14 protein-coding genes are annotated in these 16672 nt (G+C 37.7%); 7 read left to right on the top strand and 7 right to left on the bottom strand.

Features of this window, described 5'->3' with window-relative positions; all coding sequences use genetic code 11:
• Window positions 1-11 precede the first annotated feature (11 nt).
• Window positions 12-1046, bottom strand: coding sequence for an isopenicillin N synthase family dioxygenase (locus tag ACU696_RS05485; protein WP_109911871.1), 1035 nt, complete (start codon window positions 1044-1046; stop codon window positions 12-14).
• A gap of 238 nt (window positions 1047-1284) precedes the next feature.
• On the opposite strand from ACU696_RS05485, the gene ACU696_RS05480 reads away from it, so the two are divergent.
• The 3 genes from ACU696_RS05480 to ACU696_RS05470 all read left to right on the top strand — a co-directional run bounded on the left by ACU696_RS05480 (window position 1285) and on the right by ACU696_RS05470 (window position 3833).
• On the top strand, window positions 1285-2145 hold the full coding sequence (locus tag ACU696_RS05480) for a MetQ/NlpA family ABC transporter substrate-binding protein (protein WP_004914646.1): 861 nt from the start codon (window positions 1285-1287) through the stop codon (window positions 2143-2145).
• A 351-nt stretch (window positions 2146-2496) separates the two neighbouring features.
• Entirely contained in the window at window positions 2497-3096 is a 600-nt protein-coding gene (locus ACU696_RS05475; RefSeq protein WP_004914649.1) for a nitroreductase family protein, read from the top strand.
• A gap of 437 nt (window positions 3097-3533) precedes the next feature.
• Complete coding sequence (locus ACU696_RS05470) at window positions 3534-3833, top strand: hypothetical protein (protein WP_004914650.1); 300 nt, start codon at window positions 3534-3536, stop codon at window positions 3831-3833.
• A gap of 196 nt (window positions 3834-4029) precedes the next feature.
• Here the strand turns inward: ACU696_RS05470 and ACU696_RS05465 are convergent, their stop codons facing one another.
• Window positions 4030-5979 carry a bifunctional 2',3'-cyclic-nucleotide 2'-phosphodiesterase/3'-nucleotidase gene (locus tag ACU696_RS05465; RefSeq protein ID WP_164528425.1) on the bottom strand — a complete coding sequence of 650 codons (1950 nt, stop codon included), beginning with the start codon at window positions 5977-5979 and terminating at the stop codon, window positions 4030-4032.
• Between the two features lie 756 nt (window positions 5980-6735).
• Entirely contained in the window at window positions 6736-7641 is a 906-nt protein-coding gene (gene mak / locus ACU696_RS05460) for a fructokinase (RefSeq protein ID WP_196718564.1), read from the bottom strand.
• Window positions 7642-7830: 189 nt separating this feature from the next.
• Between mak and rdgC the strand changes: the two genes are divergently transcribed.
• Entirely contained in the window at window positions 7831-8736 is a 906-nt protein-coding gene (gene rdgC / locus ACU696_RS05455; RefSeq protein WP_004914657.1) for a recombination-associated protein RdgC, read from the top strand.
• Between the two features lie 237 nt (window positions 8737-8973).
• Window positions 8974-9489 carry a GNAT family N-acetyltransferase gene (locus ACU696_RS05450; RefSeq protein WP_004914659.1) on the top strand — a complete coding sequence of 172 codons (516 nt, stop codon included), beginning with the start codon at window positions 8974-8976 and terminating at the stop codon, window positions 9487-9489.
• A gap of 339 nt (window positions 9490-9828) precedes the next feature.
• Here the strand turns inward: ACU696_RS05450 and yedF are convergent, their stop codons facing one another.
• The 4 genes from yedF to exbB all read right to left on the bottom strand — a co-directional run bounded on the left by yedF (window position 9829) and on the right by exbB (window position 14183).
• A complete protein-coding gene (gene yedF, locus ACU696_RS05445) occupies window positions 9829-10068 on the bottom strand; it encodes a sulfurtransferase-like selenium metabolism protein YedF (protein WP_004914660.1) in 240 nt (79 codons plus the stop codon).
• Window positions 10065-11279 (bottom strand): selenium metabolism membrane protein YedE/FdhT, encoded by a 1215-nt coding sequence (gene yedE, locus ACU696_RS05440; RefSeq protein ID WP_209102264.1) that lies wholly within the window; start codon window positions 11277-11279, stop codon window positions 10065-10067. The genes yedF and yedE overlap by 4 nt, the downstream gene beginning before the upstream one ends.
• Before the next feature lie 1531 nt (window positions 11280-12810).
• On the bottom strand, window positions 12811-13236 hold the full coding sequence (gene exbD, locus ACU696_RS05435; RefSeq protein WP_004905603.1) for a TonB system transport protein ExbD: 426 nt from the start codon (window positions 13234-13236) through the stop codon (window positions 12811-12813).
• Between the two features lie 5 nt (window positions 13237-13241).
• Window positions 13242-14183 carry a tonB-system energizer ExbB gene (exbB, locus tag ACU696_RS05430; RefSeq protein ID WP_004914664.1) on the bottom strand — a complete coding sequence of 314 codons (942 nt, stop codon included), beginning with the start codon at window positions 14181-14183 and terminating at the stop codon, window positions 13242-13244.
• A gap of 413 nt (window positions 14184-14596) precedes the next feature.
• On the opposite strand from exbB, the gene metC reads away from it, so the two are divergent.
• Both metC and ACU696_RS05420 read left to right on the top strand, forming a co-directional pair.
• On the top strand, window positions 14597-15781 hold the full coding sequence (gene metC, locus ACU696_RS05425) for a cystathionine beta-lyase (RefSeq protein ID WP_209102266.1): 1185 nt from the start codon (window positions 14597-14599) through the stop codon (window positions 15779-15781).
• 163 nt (window positions 15782-15944) lie between these two features.
• A complete protein-coding gene (locus tag ACU696_RS05420; RefSeq protein WP_004914669.1) occupies window positions 15945-16622 on the top strand; it encodes a DedA family protein in 678 nt (225 codons plus the stop codon).
• Window positions 16623-16672 lie beyond the last annotated feature (50 nt).

Genomic DNA, 16672 nt, shown 5'->3' with positions numbered 1-16672 from the left:
GACTCGATTACTCAGATAATATTGTTATTACTTATTATTTGCTCATATTCCTTAGGATAAAAGCGACGAGTTACTGTTAAATGGGAACGCAATCGCCCTTTAATGACATTTTTTCCGAGATTGGTAAATAATGGGTTTAATGGATCGCTATCCGGCCCTAACGCTTGTTGTGCTAAATAATGGGGTAAATTTAATAATGGGACTTCTTCCGCAAAAATATTTGGTGTAATAAAATAAGCAATGGAATAGCGGGAATGACTATTTTTACGCCTAACAACTTGATGAACATTCGCACGTAAATATCCATTAGTGGCTAATTCAAATACTTCTCCAATATTTACCACAAATGCATTTTCCAAAGGTTCAACATCTATCCAACCAGCATCAGTTTCAACTTGTAGCCCCCCACTATTATCCTGCCATAATAAGGTTAAAATTCCCGCATCTTTGTGCGCTCCAACCCCTTGCTCCCCTTCATTATTATCTTCCCTTGCCGGATAATGAATAAGTTTTAATAAATGTTGGGCAGGGTCGGCAATAATTTCATCAAAGCTATTTTCAGGCAATTCTAATGCAACTAAAAATGCTTTAATTAATTTTACCGCAATGGTTCGCATTTCACGTTGCCACGCAAGTGCTTGGGGTTTAAGTTCAGGTAAGGATTGTGGCCATTGGTTTGGCCCATGTAAATTAAACCAGATAGGGTCATCTTGATTAAGTTGTAATGCCGGTAACTCTTCGCCAATATCAATCTGTTCACGGTAATCTGGCTGGCTACGAGTGCTCTCTTCAGTGGATGCCGTGTACCCTCGAAAATGCTTTGAGTATTCCATCGAGATACTTTCTTTTTCGCTTTGAGGTAAGGCAAAAAATTGCTTGGTTGTCGCTAATAATTGCTCTCGGGTGCCAACGGAAATATTATGCCCAACGAGATAAAAAAAGCCAATTTCCCTGGCAATAAAGCGCAATTTTTTATAGAAACTCTCTCGTGTTTCAGGGTTTTCAAGCTCATGTAAATCAATAATAGGTAATTGTGTGATAGACATATTAATCGGCCTTTTTAAATATTTATTTAAATAATGAATAAAATTCACGATATATTTATCACTCGATTAAATACCACATCTGATATTACTAAAAATAATTTAAAACTATATCGATATAACTTTTTGAATATTTTAGCCTCATATAACTAAAAAGAAAAAATGTGGAAAAAATATTATTTATAAAGCGTTATTTTTATTTGGTTAGATACTGATAACAAAACCAATTAGAGATCATCAAATGAAAAAACTACCTGCAGTGTTATTGTCTTTGTCGTTAACGGCCTTGGTGGCATGTTCCCAAGAAGAAAGCACTAACGAAACAACAGAGTCACAAAAAGCAGCATCACAAAAAATTGTTATTGGTAGCCACGGTAGTGATGCAGATATATGGCAATTTATTGCTCAATCACCGGAAGCTAAAAAAGCCAACCTCGATATTGATGTCAAAATTATTGATGATGGAATAACACTTAATGTCGCCACTATTGACGGAGATGTTGATGTTAATGCATTTCAATCTTGGGGCTTTTTAAAAGATTTTAATAAAAGTCATAATAACCAATTAACCGCAATTTCAACCACCTATTTTGAGCCAATGGGCATATATTCGGTAAAGCATAAAAAATTGGCTGATTTACCTCAGCAATCTATCGTTGCCATTCCTAACGATGCCGCCAACCATATACGTGCACTTAAATTACTTGAAAAGTCAGGGTTAATTGCATTAAAACCTGATTTCAACCAAGCCACAGGGTCTACTAATGATATTGTCTCGAACCCTAAGAACTTAGTGTTTAGGCAAATAAAATATGCTCATGGCCCAAGGGCATTACCTGATGTTGATATCGCAGTCATCGGTAATACAGCTGCACAAGAAGGTGGGTTAAATGTTTTAACTGACTCGTTATTTAGGGAAGAAAATGATGAGACTATTATCAATAATATCAATTTATTAGTCGTTAAAACAGATAACAAGGATAACCCCAAATTTGCCAAATTAGCAGAACTGTACCACACTGAAGCGGTAAGAAAGTACATCATTGATAATTTTGGCGGAACTAAAATCGAAATAACCAAAAATGTTAGTGAACTCAACTAAGTAAAACTAGTTATCATTCTTGCCTAGCAGGGTTACGCCTCTAGCTAGGCTCTTTCATTTCCCATATTCCTCCCCCTTTTATACTCAATTATTTTCTATGCATATTATTCATTAGTGTTTATTAATGTGGTTTTTTGCTATGAATCATCGCTAAAAATAAAAATAACCTATTGATTTTAAATCAATTAAATCCAACCCTTAACTTGGCGCAAAAATTTGAACCTTATCGTTAAATTTTTTTTCTATGATTTTTTATTCCCCACGTTATAGTAATAACCATTGAAACACACTACGGCTTCTAAGATTTATTCAATAACATGCCGTGCGCTAATGAAAAGCTAGGAGACTAAAATGTCTAACGCATTTATCGAAATGATTAAAAATCGTCGTACCATTTATAACCTCGGCGATGCTTTACCTGTATCAGAAGAACACGTCACGAAATTAATTAAAGAAGCAGTTAAACATTCACCATCATCATTTAACTCACAAACATCTCGTGTCGTAATTTTATTTGGTGCTGAACACAAAAAATTATGGAATATGACCAAAGAAGCACTACGTAAAATTGTTCCTGAGCAAGCCTTCGCTGCAACAGAACAAAAAATTGATAGCTTTGCTGCAGGTGCCGGTTCTATTCTGTTTTTTGAAGACCAAGACATCGTAAAAGGCTTACAAGAGCAATTTCCTTTATATGCGGATAACTTCCCAATTTGGTCTGAACAAGCCAGTGGTATCGCTCAATTCGCAGTCTGGACTGCATTATCACAAGAAAATATTGGTGCATCTTTACAACACTATAATCCACTGATTGATAATGACGTTCAAGCAGCATGGAATGTGCCTGCTAACTGGATATTACGCGCTCAAATGGTATTTGGTTCTATTAATTCACCAGCAGGTGATAAAGACTTTATGGACGATGATGTTCGTTTCAAAGTTTTCAAATAAGCTGAAATAATACTAAAATTTTAAATAATCCCCTCGTAATATACTTACGGGGGATTTTATTTATATCATATTATTAAAGTGCATAGCTTAATGTCATCACTTATGATTTCCACCATTTAAAATATAATAATAACTTATTCTAAATTAATCTGCGCTATCGACAAAACATATTTATTAAAAATACTTTATCGAAATAAATATAAATATTTACAATTACACTGTTATTATTACACTTTCATTACCACTTGATCATTAATTGATCAGAAGAAATTAAACAAATAGATAAATTGATACTTATCAACGAATTAATCAATCACCCCACTAAACTCTAAGTATATTTTCATTTTTAGTTTTGCATTATGGATATTTGAACTACACTAAAAGTGAAAGCACAAAAACACGCTTCATCGTGTAACGTGTTATTAAGGGGGTGGACTATGAAAGGTTTATCTTTACTAACATCTGTTGTTGCTATAATCATTTCAAGTTGTTCTTTCACCTATGCAGGCAATAATTCATCAGGAGGTACAATTTCATTTACAGGTTATATCTATGAGCCACAATGTTCAGTCAATGTTGAACATAAAGAGCAAGTTAATGTTAAGTGTTACCGGAAAGGTAAAGACATCTCAATAACCCGTTCTTTAAAAGAGGGTCAAAAGATAGAGTCTGAATATGTTAAAGTAGAATATGATAAATATTCTAAATTACCTATGTTGAATGTTTTTTATGAATAGTAATATGATGTCTACATTAAATTATAACCGCTCGGGGTATTAAACTTTAAAAGTGATGTTTATATTCCGAGCACTATTTTCCCTTATTATCCTCACTTCACGTTTTTTCCTCTAAAAAAATCGCCTCCCAAACCTATCAGTTAGCCATTAAAAAGCCCACCCGTAGGTAGGCTTGAATAATACAAATGCGTTAAGATTACTTCTCGGTTAAGTCTATTTGATAAATAGCAAAACCAATATCATCAGTACCGACTTGTTTCATCGGATACTGTGCATTTTCCTTGATGAAGTTTGCAGCTTTTTCACTTGGTGCAGTTTCAAAGCGAATATCCAGTTTTTTGTCTGTTTTAATTGGTGTAAATGACCAATTATTAGCCGCTTTAGTCGCAATTTGTCCTTTCTCTTTAGACTCTTTAGCAATATAAGCCGCTAAAATAGAACGGTTTTCATCCGGAGATGCAAATGCAACATTATTATCACCTGTTCCCGCAAATTTACCGCCGTAGCCACGGTAGTTATTCGTTGCCACTAAGAAGGTGGCTTTTGGATCAATCGGCTTACCTTGATAGGTGACATTTTTGATTCGGTTAGCATCTTTGTTGACAGTTTGGCAATCAACATCGTATTTCGCTGGTTGAGTCAAGTCGATTTGATAATTTACACCACTAATTGTATCAAAGTTATAAGTTCTGAAACCATTCCAATTCAATAAGCTTTGTGGTGCTGTTGATTGTGGGTTGATTTGATTGAACATTCCCGCTGAACATTCTAACCATTCGACGACATCCGCACCAGTCGCTTTAACCACAACCAATGTATTTGGATATAAATACAAGTCAGCAGCATTACGGAAGGTTAAATCACCTTTTTCGACTTCAATGAATTCAGTCGGTGAATTTTTACGACCGCCTGCCTTAAATGGTGCTGCGGCTGCAAGAACCGGTAAATCAGCCAGATCAGGGTCACCTTGAATAAAGTTTTTGGTGTAATCGATTTGGGCGTCATTCACGATTTGTACAGTTGGGTCGCTTTGAACCAATGCTAAATAGCTGTACATGTTTTCGGATGCTTTACCGATATGTTTCCCAACAAATTTACGAGTATCTTGGTGTTCTTGCTCAATAATTTTTGCGAGGTCGCCATCGCGTTCAACCAAGGCTTTCTTATTTGGTTTGTCATAGACAGGGCGTGCGTGAGCGGTTGCATCAACTACTTTCCAAGCACCATCATCATTATTGACCACTAAATCAACAACACCTAAATGATCACCCCACTGCCCTGGCATGACGGCTGGCACGCCATTAACAGTCCCTTTCGCAACATCAACACCCTTGATATCACTGAAATCTTTGCTTGGGAACACACCGTGTGAGTGGCCAAACATAATCGCGTCAATACCCGGAACTTCGCTGAGGTAATAAACTGAGTTTTCAGCCATTGCTTTATATGGCTCTTGCGAGAAACCAGAGTGAGGGATCGCAACAACTAAATCTGCTCCCTCTTTTTTCATTTGAGGTACAAATTTTTTCGCGGTTTCAGTAATGTCATTAACTAATACTTTGCCTTCTAAATTTGGTTTATCCCAAATGAGAATTTGTGGTGGAACAAAACCAATATAACCAATCTTGATGGTGTGTGTTTTGCCGTCTCTATCTTTAACCGGTGTATCGACAATAATGTATGGGTTAAAGTAGTTTTTACCTGTTTTCGCGTCGATAATATTGGCATTAATGTATGGGAATTTTGCGCCATCAATCGCTTTGTGTAAGAACTCTAATCCAAAGTTAAACTCATGGTTACCGAAGTTACCTACGGTGTAACCCATAGTATTTAAAAGTTTATGTGCCGGGTGAGATTCACCGTCTTTTAAACCTTCACCTACTATATAGTCTGCTAATGGGCTACCTTGGATTAAATCTCCGTTGTCCACTAATACTGAGTTTGTTGCTTCTTGTTTAGCGGCTTTAATTAATGTCGCGGTACGTACGTAACCAAATTGCTCTGTCGGCTTGTCTCTATAATAATCAAAGTCAACGAGGTTGCTGTGAACATCCGATGTTTCCATTACGCGTAAATCAACCGTTGCTGCGTTCGCATTAAATGCGACTAACATAGCAAGTGTTGAAAGTTTTAATACTTTATTCATGTAATCCCCTTAGTTGCCATTTTTGAGAGAAAATTGCCTCTCAAATTTGAGTACCTATCCTGTAAAATTGAACAAATAAACAACAAAAATAGCGTTAAAATTTTACACTATGTGCATGACGTCAATTTTTAATGATAATACACTGCAAACACTAACCATTTTTTGTGACTAAATCACGGTTTTCATCTTTTTATTGGGCTTGATTTTTATATAGCTCACAAAAATGAATTAATGATGACAAATTCACCCAAAATAATTGAAGTTATCTTGTCGAGGTATTGTGAATATTTTTTGAAGTAAAAAAAGAATTGTGATTTATATCACTTAATACAAAGTAAACTTATTTTGATTAAAAAACCACAATTCGTTACATAAATAAAATAATCAATCTTACTTATCAAATTTGATTTAATAAATATATTTATTAAATCATCTTCAATTAATTAAAATTTAATTTAAGTAAAAAAAAGATGATTATTTAAGCATTAAAATATCAATATTATTTTCTAACTTATGTGTACCATAACTAGGCGAAAATAAGATAATTTGTCGTTTTCTCCTCAAAGTAAACTACATTTTTTTTAAATAATTCAAGTTGTGGCAAGGCGGAAAAATGAGGTCATCTCAAGGAGCATACATAAATATGTGACTAGAGTGACTGAATGAAGCCAACGCAGCCACAGCTTGAAGTATGACGAAAAAATAGGAGCATACATTAGTATGTGACCCGAGTAGCCAACAACGCTACAGCGCAAATTAGGACGAAAACAACCAAGCGGCTCCGCGCACCCCACTCGAATCGCCATGCACCGCTTTACGAATAGGCGTATCACACTCCCCACCAAATACCCATTGGCGGATCCTTGCTGGCAACGCTTCATATAAGTAATCGACATTGCTCATTCCGCCCCCTAGCACTATCACGTCTGGGTCTAACATATTAATGGCTTGTCCGAGGGCTTTTGCGAGGCGGTTGAGGTAATTTTCCAGTGCGATCTTGGCATATTTATCACCTGATTGTGCTAATTCGACAATTTCCATTCCCGTTTTTTGGCTTCCTGACATTTTCGCGTAATCCGCCATAAACCCTGTGCCTGAGACAAACAATTCCGTGCAACCTGTCAGCCCGCAATAGCAGTTTTCTGTTACTAGAAATTGCCTATCTTGCTCATCTTGCCATGGTAGAGGGTTATGACCCCATTCCCCTGCAACGCCATTTCCCCCTGAGTGCACTTGCCCATTTATTGCAATTCCTGCACCACATCCAGTTCCGATAATTACGGCAAACACGACTTTCTCGCCTGCTCCTGCACCATCAACGGCCTCAGAGACGGCGAGACAATTAGCGTCATTTGCCATTTTTACTTTACGGTTTAATAAATAACTTAAATCGGCATCGAACGGTCTGCCATTAAGCCATGTGGAATTGGCGTTTTTAACTCTTCCTGTCACTGGAGACAAGGTTCCAGGGATCCCAACACCAACACTGCCTGACAACCCCGTCGCCGTTTCTGCATCCGCCACTAAACTCGCGATCGCTTTAAGTGTCGCATCATAATCACCACGAGGTGTTGGAATACGTTTACGAAACAAAGTATTACCACTGTCATCCAATGCAATAACTTCAATTTTGGTTCCACCAAGGTCAATACCTATTCTCATTATGATGCTCTCTACTATTCAAGGGTTCTATGGTTATCATGGCTTGATTTGAGGAGTATTATCAATAGTTAGCTAATGAAATGATAGCAGCCCTCAACGTCAACGTATTTTTTTTCGCTTAATAACAGACAATTCGCTATCATAGCCCCATGCTCTAACTGGCTATTTATCAACAAAGGTAGGTTTTTCATGTGGTTCAAGAATATATTGGTCTATCGCCTAAATCGGGATTTGGCACTCTCCGCAGATGATTTAGAGAAACAGCTTGCCGCCCTCGCCTATCATCCTTGTGGTAGCCAAGACATGATGCAAACTGGCTGGGTTTCCCCTATGAATGGTGGTGATGCATTGACGCATGCTGCGGGTAATCAAATTCTTATTTGTGCTAAAAAAGAAGAAAAAATGCTGCCATCTCCTGTAATAAAGCAAGAACTACAGGATAAAATTGAAAAACTAGAAGCTGAACAAGGGCGTAAGTTAAAAAAAACCGAAAAAGACTCCTTAAAAGATGAAGTCGTCCATGCTTTACTCCCTCGCGCATTTAGTAAATTTAGTAAAACCTACATTTGGATTGATACTGTAAATCAATTAATTATTGTTGATGCCGCAAGCGCAAAACGCGCTGAAGATAATTTAGCTTTACTTCGCAAAAGCCTAGGTTCTTTACCTGTCGTTCCTCTGACTTTTAAAGACCCTATAGAGCTAACACTTACTGAGTGGATCCGTTCAGGCTCATTACCACAAGGCTTTGCTGTCATGGATGAAGCAGAGCTAAAAGCTATCTTAGAAGAAGGTGGTATTATCCGCTGTAAGAAACAAGACCTAATTTCTGATGAAATCGCAAACCACATTGAAGCTGGCAAGCTCGTTACCAAACTGGCCTTAGATTGGGAAGAGCGTATCCAGTTCATGTTATCTGACGATGGTTCACTAAAACGCCTCAAATTTAGCGATACATTAAAAGACCAAAATGATGACATCGCCAAAGAAGACTACGCTCAAAAATTTGATGCTGATTACGTCTTAATGACCGGTGAACTCAGTGCATTAATCGCTCGCTTGATTGATGTCTTAGGTGGTGAAGCCGAACACTAAATTTGTTTCCATATCCTCTATTGCTCTCACAATGGCAACTAACACTTAAGTAAGTTGCCATCACTTTTTAGATCCCGCTTACATAGCCACAATTAAGTCATTGACTGGTTGTGAAATCTCTGGTTGATTGATTTATATCCATATCGCAAATTTCTGATATTTAATTATGTTCAACAACAATAATAAAAATAATCCATCACTGATGATTATGGTCAATATTCTGTCGAAGGAAATGTTATGAAAGAGCTCATCGAACCTGAATTAGATGAAAATTCACTGGTTACCCTACAAAAAGTCACTGCAGAAAATTTTTCTGAAATTTGCTTACTAAGTCATACACTTAGTGAGGCACAGCGTAATATGGTAGCAGATAACGCCTATTCCATGGTGGAAGCACAATTTTCTGATTGTGCATGGTATCGAGGCATATACGCTGATGATGTCCCTGTTGGTTTTATCATGCTGCATTCAGGGCTAGATGACGATGAGTTAGAATATGACGGCATTATGCTTTGGCGCTTTATGATTGCAGAACCCTACCAAAAACTGGGGTTTGGCCGAGAAGCTTTAGTTCAAGTCATCCAGTATTTAAAGAGAAAAGGTTATCCTCGCCTTTATAATAGCTGTGGTGAAGGGGAAGAAAGCCCATTTGAGTTCTACAAAAAGCTTGGTTTTGTTCCAACAGGCGCTTATATGGATGACGAATGTGAGTTGGTTCTAGATATTACTAATTGGCAAGAACAAGAAGAGTAATCGAACTACCACCTATACTAACCGTGTTCAATTTCCCGATTTACCGACCGCTTTAATATTTACAGGGTATCACTAAGATACCCTATATAATTCGGGTTGTAACTAGGCGACAAGCGAACCGAGCCTTAGGAGCATGCAGTGTGATTAGGGAATAGGCGTAAGCCTATAAGTGCAGTCAACAACGCTACAGCACGAAGCATGACCAATACCAATACGCTAAATAGTTTGTTCTGTCGCAAGGCGGCAAATGCGTTAGACCCTAGGAGCATACACAAGTATGTGACTAGGGCTAACGCATGAAGCCAACGCCGCGACAGTGCAAAATATGACGCGTATTCGTTATTTTTGGATAAGATAACGAATAGTCGGCCCATCTTGCTGAATATCCAACACAGTATAACCGTAGTTTTTCGCATCCAGAGGAATATTATTGATCGACTGCGGGCAATCACTTACTACCTCTAATATTTCACCTTTTTTCAACGATGGCATTGCTTCTAATGTTGCCACTGCTGGGTATGGACAAGGTTCGCCGACCATATCTAACCGGTAATCAGGGATAATGTCTTTCTTACTCATACAACCTCCACGGATACATTAGATGCTTTTTGAGAACGTTTACGGAAAAAATGTTTTTCCCAGACCAACATCAGTACAAATGCGACCGCTAATAACCCATAAGTGACCAGTAATCCACCTTCTGGTCCAAAGGTTTCAAGTAAATTAACTTTGTCAAAATCAGTCGCTAGCCAAGGGCCTAAGCCATCCCAGTAGTAAGCCAGTACTGTAGCACCAATAATATTACCAAAACCTACCCACCAATAATGAACCTGGCCTTCTACCGCACGGTACATCCAGCCCGTTTCACAGCCACCAGCGAGTACAATACCGAAGCCAAACAGTAATCCACCAATGACGGCATTCGGCCCAGCCCATAAAATTTTTGGCGTTGCACCTAACTGCACATAGCTGAAAATACCAATCGCACTGACCGCCATACCAATAATGATAGCTTTCGCCATATGGGTGCGTCCGGTGATCCACAGATCACGAAATGCAGAGGTAAAACAAATTTGTGCTCTTTCAATCAGTAACCCGAAGCCAATACCACATAAAATGGCAAACCCCATTACTGGGGAGTCTAATAAGGTATAAAAGCCCCAAGCCAGTGCTAAAGTGAAAATCACCATTCCCAGTTTAAAGCGCCTTTTCGCCACATTATGATTTTGTGTTAACGGCGATGCGGTGCTGACTTTTTTCAGTTTCACAGGAATGCGAAACATTGGCATTAGTGTGAATTTCGCACCAAAGTATGACCCTGCCGCAGTAGCAACAGCAAAATACCATGCGTGTAATGAAAATTGAGGGATACCAGTAAAGAATGCAGCTAAATTACACCCCATCGCCAAACGAGCACCAAATCCAGCGATAATACCGCCTAAAATAGCTTGAAAAATACGTATCCGATGCTGAGGCATTCGTAATTTAATATTATTGGCCCATAATGCAGCGGCAAAACACCCTGCAAACATACCAATGATCATCACGCCATCAATACGATCCAGAGGTGTACCCTCAAAACCAATAACTTTAAAATAGCCCCATGTCTCTGGCTCTGCACCAAATAATTGCATGATGTGCCCGCCCCAACGCGTAAACTCACCCGTGACCGCCCAGAATGTGCCGGTCAAGCCAAAGTAATAGGTTGATAAGATACCTGCGGCAATAACTGCAGGTAATGGTTTCCAAAAACCGATGAGATAGCGAGATTTAAAATCAGACCAAGTCATTGTTACTTCCAATTCATTCACGCCAGACCTTGGCAGAGAAATTCGCCGTTGTATAATTATCGTTATAAGTATTTATATCGATCCCCACAGCGAAGTGGCAACATCATACTCCGATAAATTTTTTCGTGAAGTTATTTCATCATAAAACGAGAGACAGATTGATCTTGAGCACACTCAGATTTAAAGAAATAGATGAGAATAAAAAAAAAGCGCTATCTCAATGATAACGCTGGAAGTGTAGTCTTATTTTATCTATAGAAGAGTATAATATGAAATTGCCGTATTACGGCGACGCTTGCTATGCGTAGTCTGTAGTCAGCCCATTTGACTCCAGTAATAACACTTATCTCACAGTATAAATACGTTCACTTAGCTGACCTACTTGTTAAGTAATTATAACTATTTTTAATACAAAGGCCTAAACGTTCACTAACTTTGTATTATTTCCAAATTAGCATTGGCCTTATTGATTCCCTAGCATAAGTAAATTATAAAAATAGATAACTCAGTATAATAAAGTATTTAAAAGTGTTTCTAAATGTTATTGGTTGCATTATAGCGCAACACTTTTGTTGCGCAAGTGTTTTTTTATTTTCATGATAAGCTACAAAAACCATGCAACAAAGCAATTAAAATCAAATAGATACATTGAAAAAACCGAAATCAGGCAAAATATTTAACCTATAGTTAAGATATTACAAACAATTTACATTTTTTATAGAAAACAATTTACTTAAAATTTAAAAGTAAATTTAATATTAATTAATATATATCACATAGCTTTACAAATATATTTTCTGGAATAATAAAACATTCTGAACATTAATAAAACTTACATATTTTTCAATTATAAATATTAATGGTATTTACGTAATTAAAATTTATTAACCTACGAATTAAATATAAAAACAATCAGGCTCATGATAAATAATAACTTTTCTGATGAATCCTTCCCTTACAAAATAACCACCAATCTGATAAGGAATTAGGTCAAATAGATTAAAAATGATCCCCACATAAATCCTTACTTATAATATGGTTTATTTTTCGTTAAGTTTCACATCGATATTACATTACTTTTGATAAAATAATCAGCATTAATATGCTATTTAACTCGCATTTAAAAATTAAAAAACCAAGAAAATGAATCAATGTAACTAATAGATAAATAGTAAAAAAGGTAAAATCAATAGACATTACTGTGATAATAAAGAAAAAACAAACAATGATTCATTATAAAAATTAATAAGATGTTTCATTGCTTATAGAAAATACAAGCAAAAATATCCTAAATAGAGTGAAACAATGAGTGCAATAGCCACCCCAGCCTATCAAATTACGAATAGAAAGCGTCAAATAAGAATAAAATTCTTAAAAAGAAATCTAATTAGCAAAATAAATGTGATGAGATAGACAAAAATAGTGCCAAAGGTAAATTAGATCGCCACAGGCTTACCTTAAGGCATAGTTAGATAATAAAAAAACGCGTTTTACCCTTAACGATAAAACGCGTTTATACGATGTAATTCGCTTATTTTGAAGTTGTTGCTTCCATACCCACTAAACCAATCTTCAAGTACCCAGATTGACGCAATGCATTCATTACATCCATCATAGTTTCATAATCAACACTCTTGTCCGCTTGGAAAAAGATTGTCGTTTCCTTATTAGAACTTGTTGCTTGGTCAAGTGTAGAAGCAAGCTGTTCTTTTGTCACAGCTTGGTCCCCAATAAAAAGCTGGCTGTCCGATTTCACCGTTAAAAAAACGGGTTTTTCTGGACGCGGCTGCGGCTTCGCTGTCGAGGCGGGTAAGTCGACTTTAATATCAACTGTTGCCAATGGTGCCGCAACCATAAAGATAATCAATAAAACCAACATAACATCGATAAAAGGTGTTACGTTAATTTCATGCATTTCACCGCTATCGTCTTGTTCGTCACCTAAACGCATTGCCATAATAATTACCTTGCTTTGCTATTTGCCAGATCAAGATCACGCCCCAGTAACAATGCGGACTGAGCAGCGACATCTCCTACTTGACCACGATAGTTGTTGATCATACGAGCAAAAATATTATAAATCACAACCGCAGGGATAGCGGCAATAAGACCGATTGCTGTTGCTAATAATGCTTCTGCAATACCTGGCGCAACAACAGCAAGGTTAGTGGTTTGTGAGTGGGCAATCCCGATAAAGCTATTCATGATCCCCCAGACAGTTCCAAATAAACCGACGAATGGAGAAATCGCACCAATAGTAGCCAAATAACCATTGCCACGCCCCATATAACGGCTAATAGCAGCAACAGCCCTTTCTAGGCGGAATGATGTGCGCTCTTTTGTACCTGATAAATCAGAGCTATTCGCTGATAAAGCTCGCTCAGTAACAGCTTCATTTAATAACATACGAGTAATGCTATTTGCTTTGAAGCCTTCTGCAATACTGACCGCCTCATCAAGTGATTTTACCTCAGCAATCGCTTTCGCTTCTGCTTTTAAGCGACGGCGAGCAACTAAAATCTCCAAACCTTTTGAGAAAAATAGCGCCCATGTAATAACAGAAGCAATCACCAAACCAATCATAACGGTTTTAACCACGTTATCTGCATTTTGGTACATTCCCCAAACAGATAAGTCTTGATCAAAACCTCCTGTTGGTGCTTCTGTTGCAATTTCAATGTTTTCATTAACAACTGTTGTGTTCACAGCTTCGCCTTGTACAGGCTCAGCGGGTACTGATGCAACTTCAGCACTTGGTGTTGTTGTTGGTGCAGCCGGGTTTACTGCCGGTTGTGTTGATGGTGTATTTTGAGACGCAGCTGGTGTTGTTGCAGGTGTGGTTTCAGCGACTGCCGTACCCATCAAGCCGAACGCCAATAGAATAGAAGCTGTTAGTTTACGCATCAGTTGGCCTTTACTCTCTTTTTAGTGTTGTATAATAAAATTCATATCGATGATTGTGCCATTCATCGACTAACCTTTAAAAGCGAAATTTGACTCGCGCTGTCCGTCTCTTTTCAAAAAGACGGTGCTGATGATATCAAACACAGCGCGAATTGATAGTAATTATCATTAGTATTCGCGATTTTTTTATATTTTTTTGCGTTTAGACAAACATGTCCTTCTCTATTATGCGGTTATTTTCCTTAATAATTCATAGCTCAATTAAGTGTTCATACGCAACCTGAGAAAATGAGACTTACCTATGAATTGAAAGTTGAAGAATACTCAGGTTACATTTCTATCAGGATCATTTAACGTCTTAGTATAAATCACCTTTGAGTTTAACTAGTTCACATCCTGTGTAGGGAAAAATCATGGCAGACATAAAACCTGAAACACAATTAGTTCATATTGGGCGAAACCCTAAATACACACAAAAAGGAGTAAACCCCGTTATTCAACGAGCTTCTTCTATTATTTTTGATACGCTTGAAGAAAAACGACATGCAACTCGCCATCGTGCAAATAACGTACTATTTTATGGACGCCGTGGTACGCAAACACATTTTGCTTTCCAAGAAGCCATGACAGAATTAGAAGCAGGTGCAGGTTGTGTCCTTTACCCTTCAGGTGCTGCCGCAATTACCAATGCCATTTTGTCCTTTATCTCTGCAGGCGAACATATCCTTGTTACCGGTTCAGCTTATGACCCAACCCAAAATTTTTGCGACAATATTCTCACTAAGTTAAATGTCCAAACCACGTATTTTGATCCCCTAATCGGAACGGGGATTGCTGATTTAATACAATCCAATACACGTATTGTATTCTTAGAATCCCCCGGCTCTATCACCATGGAAGTTCATGACTTACCTGCAATCGTAAAAGCTATACGTGCTAAATCGCCTGAAATTGTCATTATGATTGATAACACTTGGGCTGCGGGCGTCTTACTTAAACCATTATTATTTGATGTTGACGTTTCAATCCAATCAGCAACTAAATATATCAATGGCCATTCCGACGGAATGCTCGGCCTTGCTGTGGCAAACCAACGCTGTATTGAAACATTACGTGAAAATTCTTATCTCTTAGGTCAAACAGCTGACCCAGACACTGTTTATATGGCTAATCGTGGCCTGCATACATTACCGACTCGATTAAAACAGCATCAAATTAATAGCTTACAAGTTGCTAATTGGTTACAGCAACGTCCTGAAGTTGAACAGGTTTTTCACCCGGCACTTGAGAATTCTCCGAGTCATGAATTCTTTATTCGTGATTTTACAGGCTCTAATGGTCTGTTCTCTTTCCAACTAAAATCACGCTTAACCACGGAGCAATTTACCGCTTTTCTTGATAATTTTAATCATTTTAAAATGGGTTATTCATGGGGGGGTTTTGAATCGCTGATTTTGGGATACCAAAAAGAAGATTTGCTCAGTATGCGGCAGTATGATTTTTCACCAAAAGAAGGCACCTTCTTCCGAGTGCATATCGGTTTAGAGCACACCGATGATTTAATTCACGACTTACAATTAGCTTTTGAGCGAATTTAATTTGTAGCTTAAATCAAGATGTTAATTGCAGGATAATCATTAAATATTTCCTGCAATTTATCCACTCAATGATTAATTCATCAAACAAATCAAACTTGAACCCTTTTTTTCCTGTAATATAGATGATAAAGAAATTCGCTTTTACGCAGATACAGGAATGATTATGGAAGTCCTACGCGAAATCGTACTGGCACTTTGGCACCACGATTTCCTTAAACTCTCCAACCCTGAAGTGCTTTGGGTTATTTATACCGTACTTTTTGTTGTCATTGTTTTAGAAAATGGCGTTCTTCCCGCCGCTTTCCTACCCGGTGATACCTTGTTGATCCTTTCAGGTGCATTAATTGCCAAAGGGGTCTTACACTTTATTCCCACAATACTATTGCTAACAACAGCAGCCAGTTTAGGTTGCTGGTTAGGTTTTCTACAAGGCCGATGGTTAAGTGAAACCAAGGTTGTGAAACGCTGGTTAGCGCAAATTCCTGAGGAATATCACACCAAAGCAAATAATATGTTTAATAAGCAAGGATTATACGCCCTACTTATCGGCCGCTTCCTTGCATTTGTCAGAACAATATTACCTTTGCTCGCTGGGTTATCTGAATTAAGTCACCGCCGTTTCCAATTTTTTAACTGGCTAAGTGGCTTGTTATGGGTTGGCTTGATTGTCACCTTGGGGTATGCCTTAAACCAAATTCCTTTTGTGAAAGAACATGAGCAAATTGTTATTAGTGCGCTAATGATTATCCCTGTCATCCTACTAATTAGTGGGCTAATTGGTTCAATTGTAATGTATTGGAAACACCGAAAGGCACTCTCTGGTAGCAAAGAAAAATCATAGTATGACCGAGTAATGGCCGCTAATTAGCGGCCATTTGGTTTTATTGATCC

The sequence above is a fragment of the Providencia sp. PROV_01 genome (assembly GCF_053098325.1).
This window is presented reverse-complemented; position numbering and strand designations above follow the sequence as displayed.

Coding starts and splice junctions, on each gene's coding strand:
- rdgC (WP_004914657.1), top strand. CDS start 7,831: ATGTGGTTCAAGAATATATTGGTCTATCGCCTAAATCGGGATTTGGCA.
- ACU696_RS05485 (WP_109911871.1), bottom strand. CDS start 1,046: ATGTCTATCACACAATTACCTATTATTGATTTACATGAGCTTGAAAAC.
- ACU696_RS05420 (WP_004914669.1), top strand. CDS start 15,945: ATGGAAGTCCTACGCGAAATCGTACTGGCACTTTGGCACCACGATTTC.
- ACU696_RS05450 (WP_004914659.1), top strand. CDS start 8,974: ATGAAAGAGCTCATCGAACCTGAATTAGATGAAAATTCACTGGTTACC.
- yedF (WP_004914660.1), bottom strand. CDS start 10,068: ATGAGTAAGAAAGACATTATCCCTGATTACCGGTTAGATATGGTCGGC.
- metC (WP_209102266.1), top strand. CDS start 14,597: ATGGCAGACATAAAACCTGAAACACAATTAGTTCATATTGGGCGAAAC.
- exbB (WP_004914664.1), bottom strand. CDS start 14,183: ATGCGTAAACTAACAGCTTCTATTCTATTGGCGTTCGGCTTGATGGGT.
- ACU696_RS05475 (WP_004914649.1), top strand. CDS start 2,497: ATGTCTAACGCATTTATCGAAATGATTAAAAATCGTCGTACCATTTAT.
- exbD (WP_004905603.1), bottom strand. CDS start 13,236: ATGGCAATGCGTTTAGGTGACGAACAAGACGATAGCGGTGAAATGCAT.
- ACU696_RS05470 (WP_004914650.1), top strand. CDS start 3,534: ATGAAAGGTTTATCTTTACTAACATCTGTTGTTGCTATAATCATTTCA.
- yedE (WP_209102264.1), bottom strand. CDS start 11,279: ATGACTTGGTCTGATTTTAAATCTCGCTATCTCATCGGTTTTTGGAAA.
- ACU696_RS05480 (WP_004914646.1), top strand. CDS start 1,285: ATGAAAAAACTACCTGCAGTGTTATTGTCTTTGTCGTTAACGGCCTTG.
- ACU696_RS05465 (WP_164528425.1), bottom strand. CDS start 5,979: ATGAATAAAGTATTAAAACTTTCAACACTTGCTATGTTAGTCGCATTT.
- mak (WP_196718564.1), bottom strand. CDS start 7,641: ATGAGAATAGGTATTGACCTTGGTGGAACCAAAATTGAAGTTATTGCA.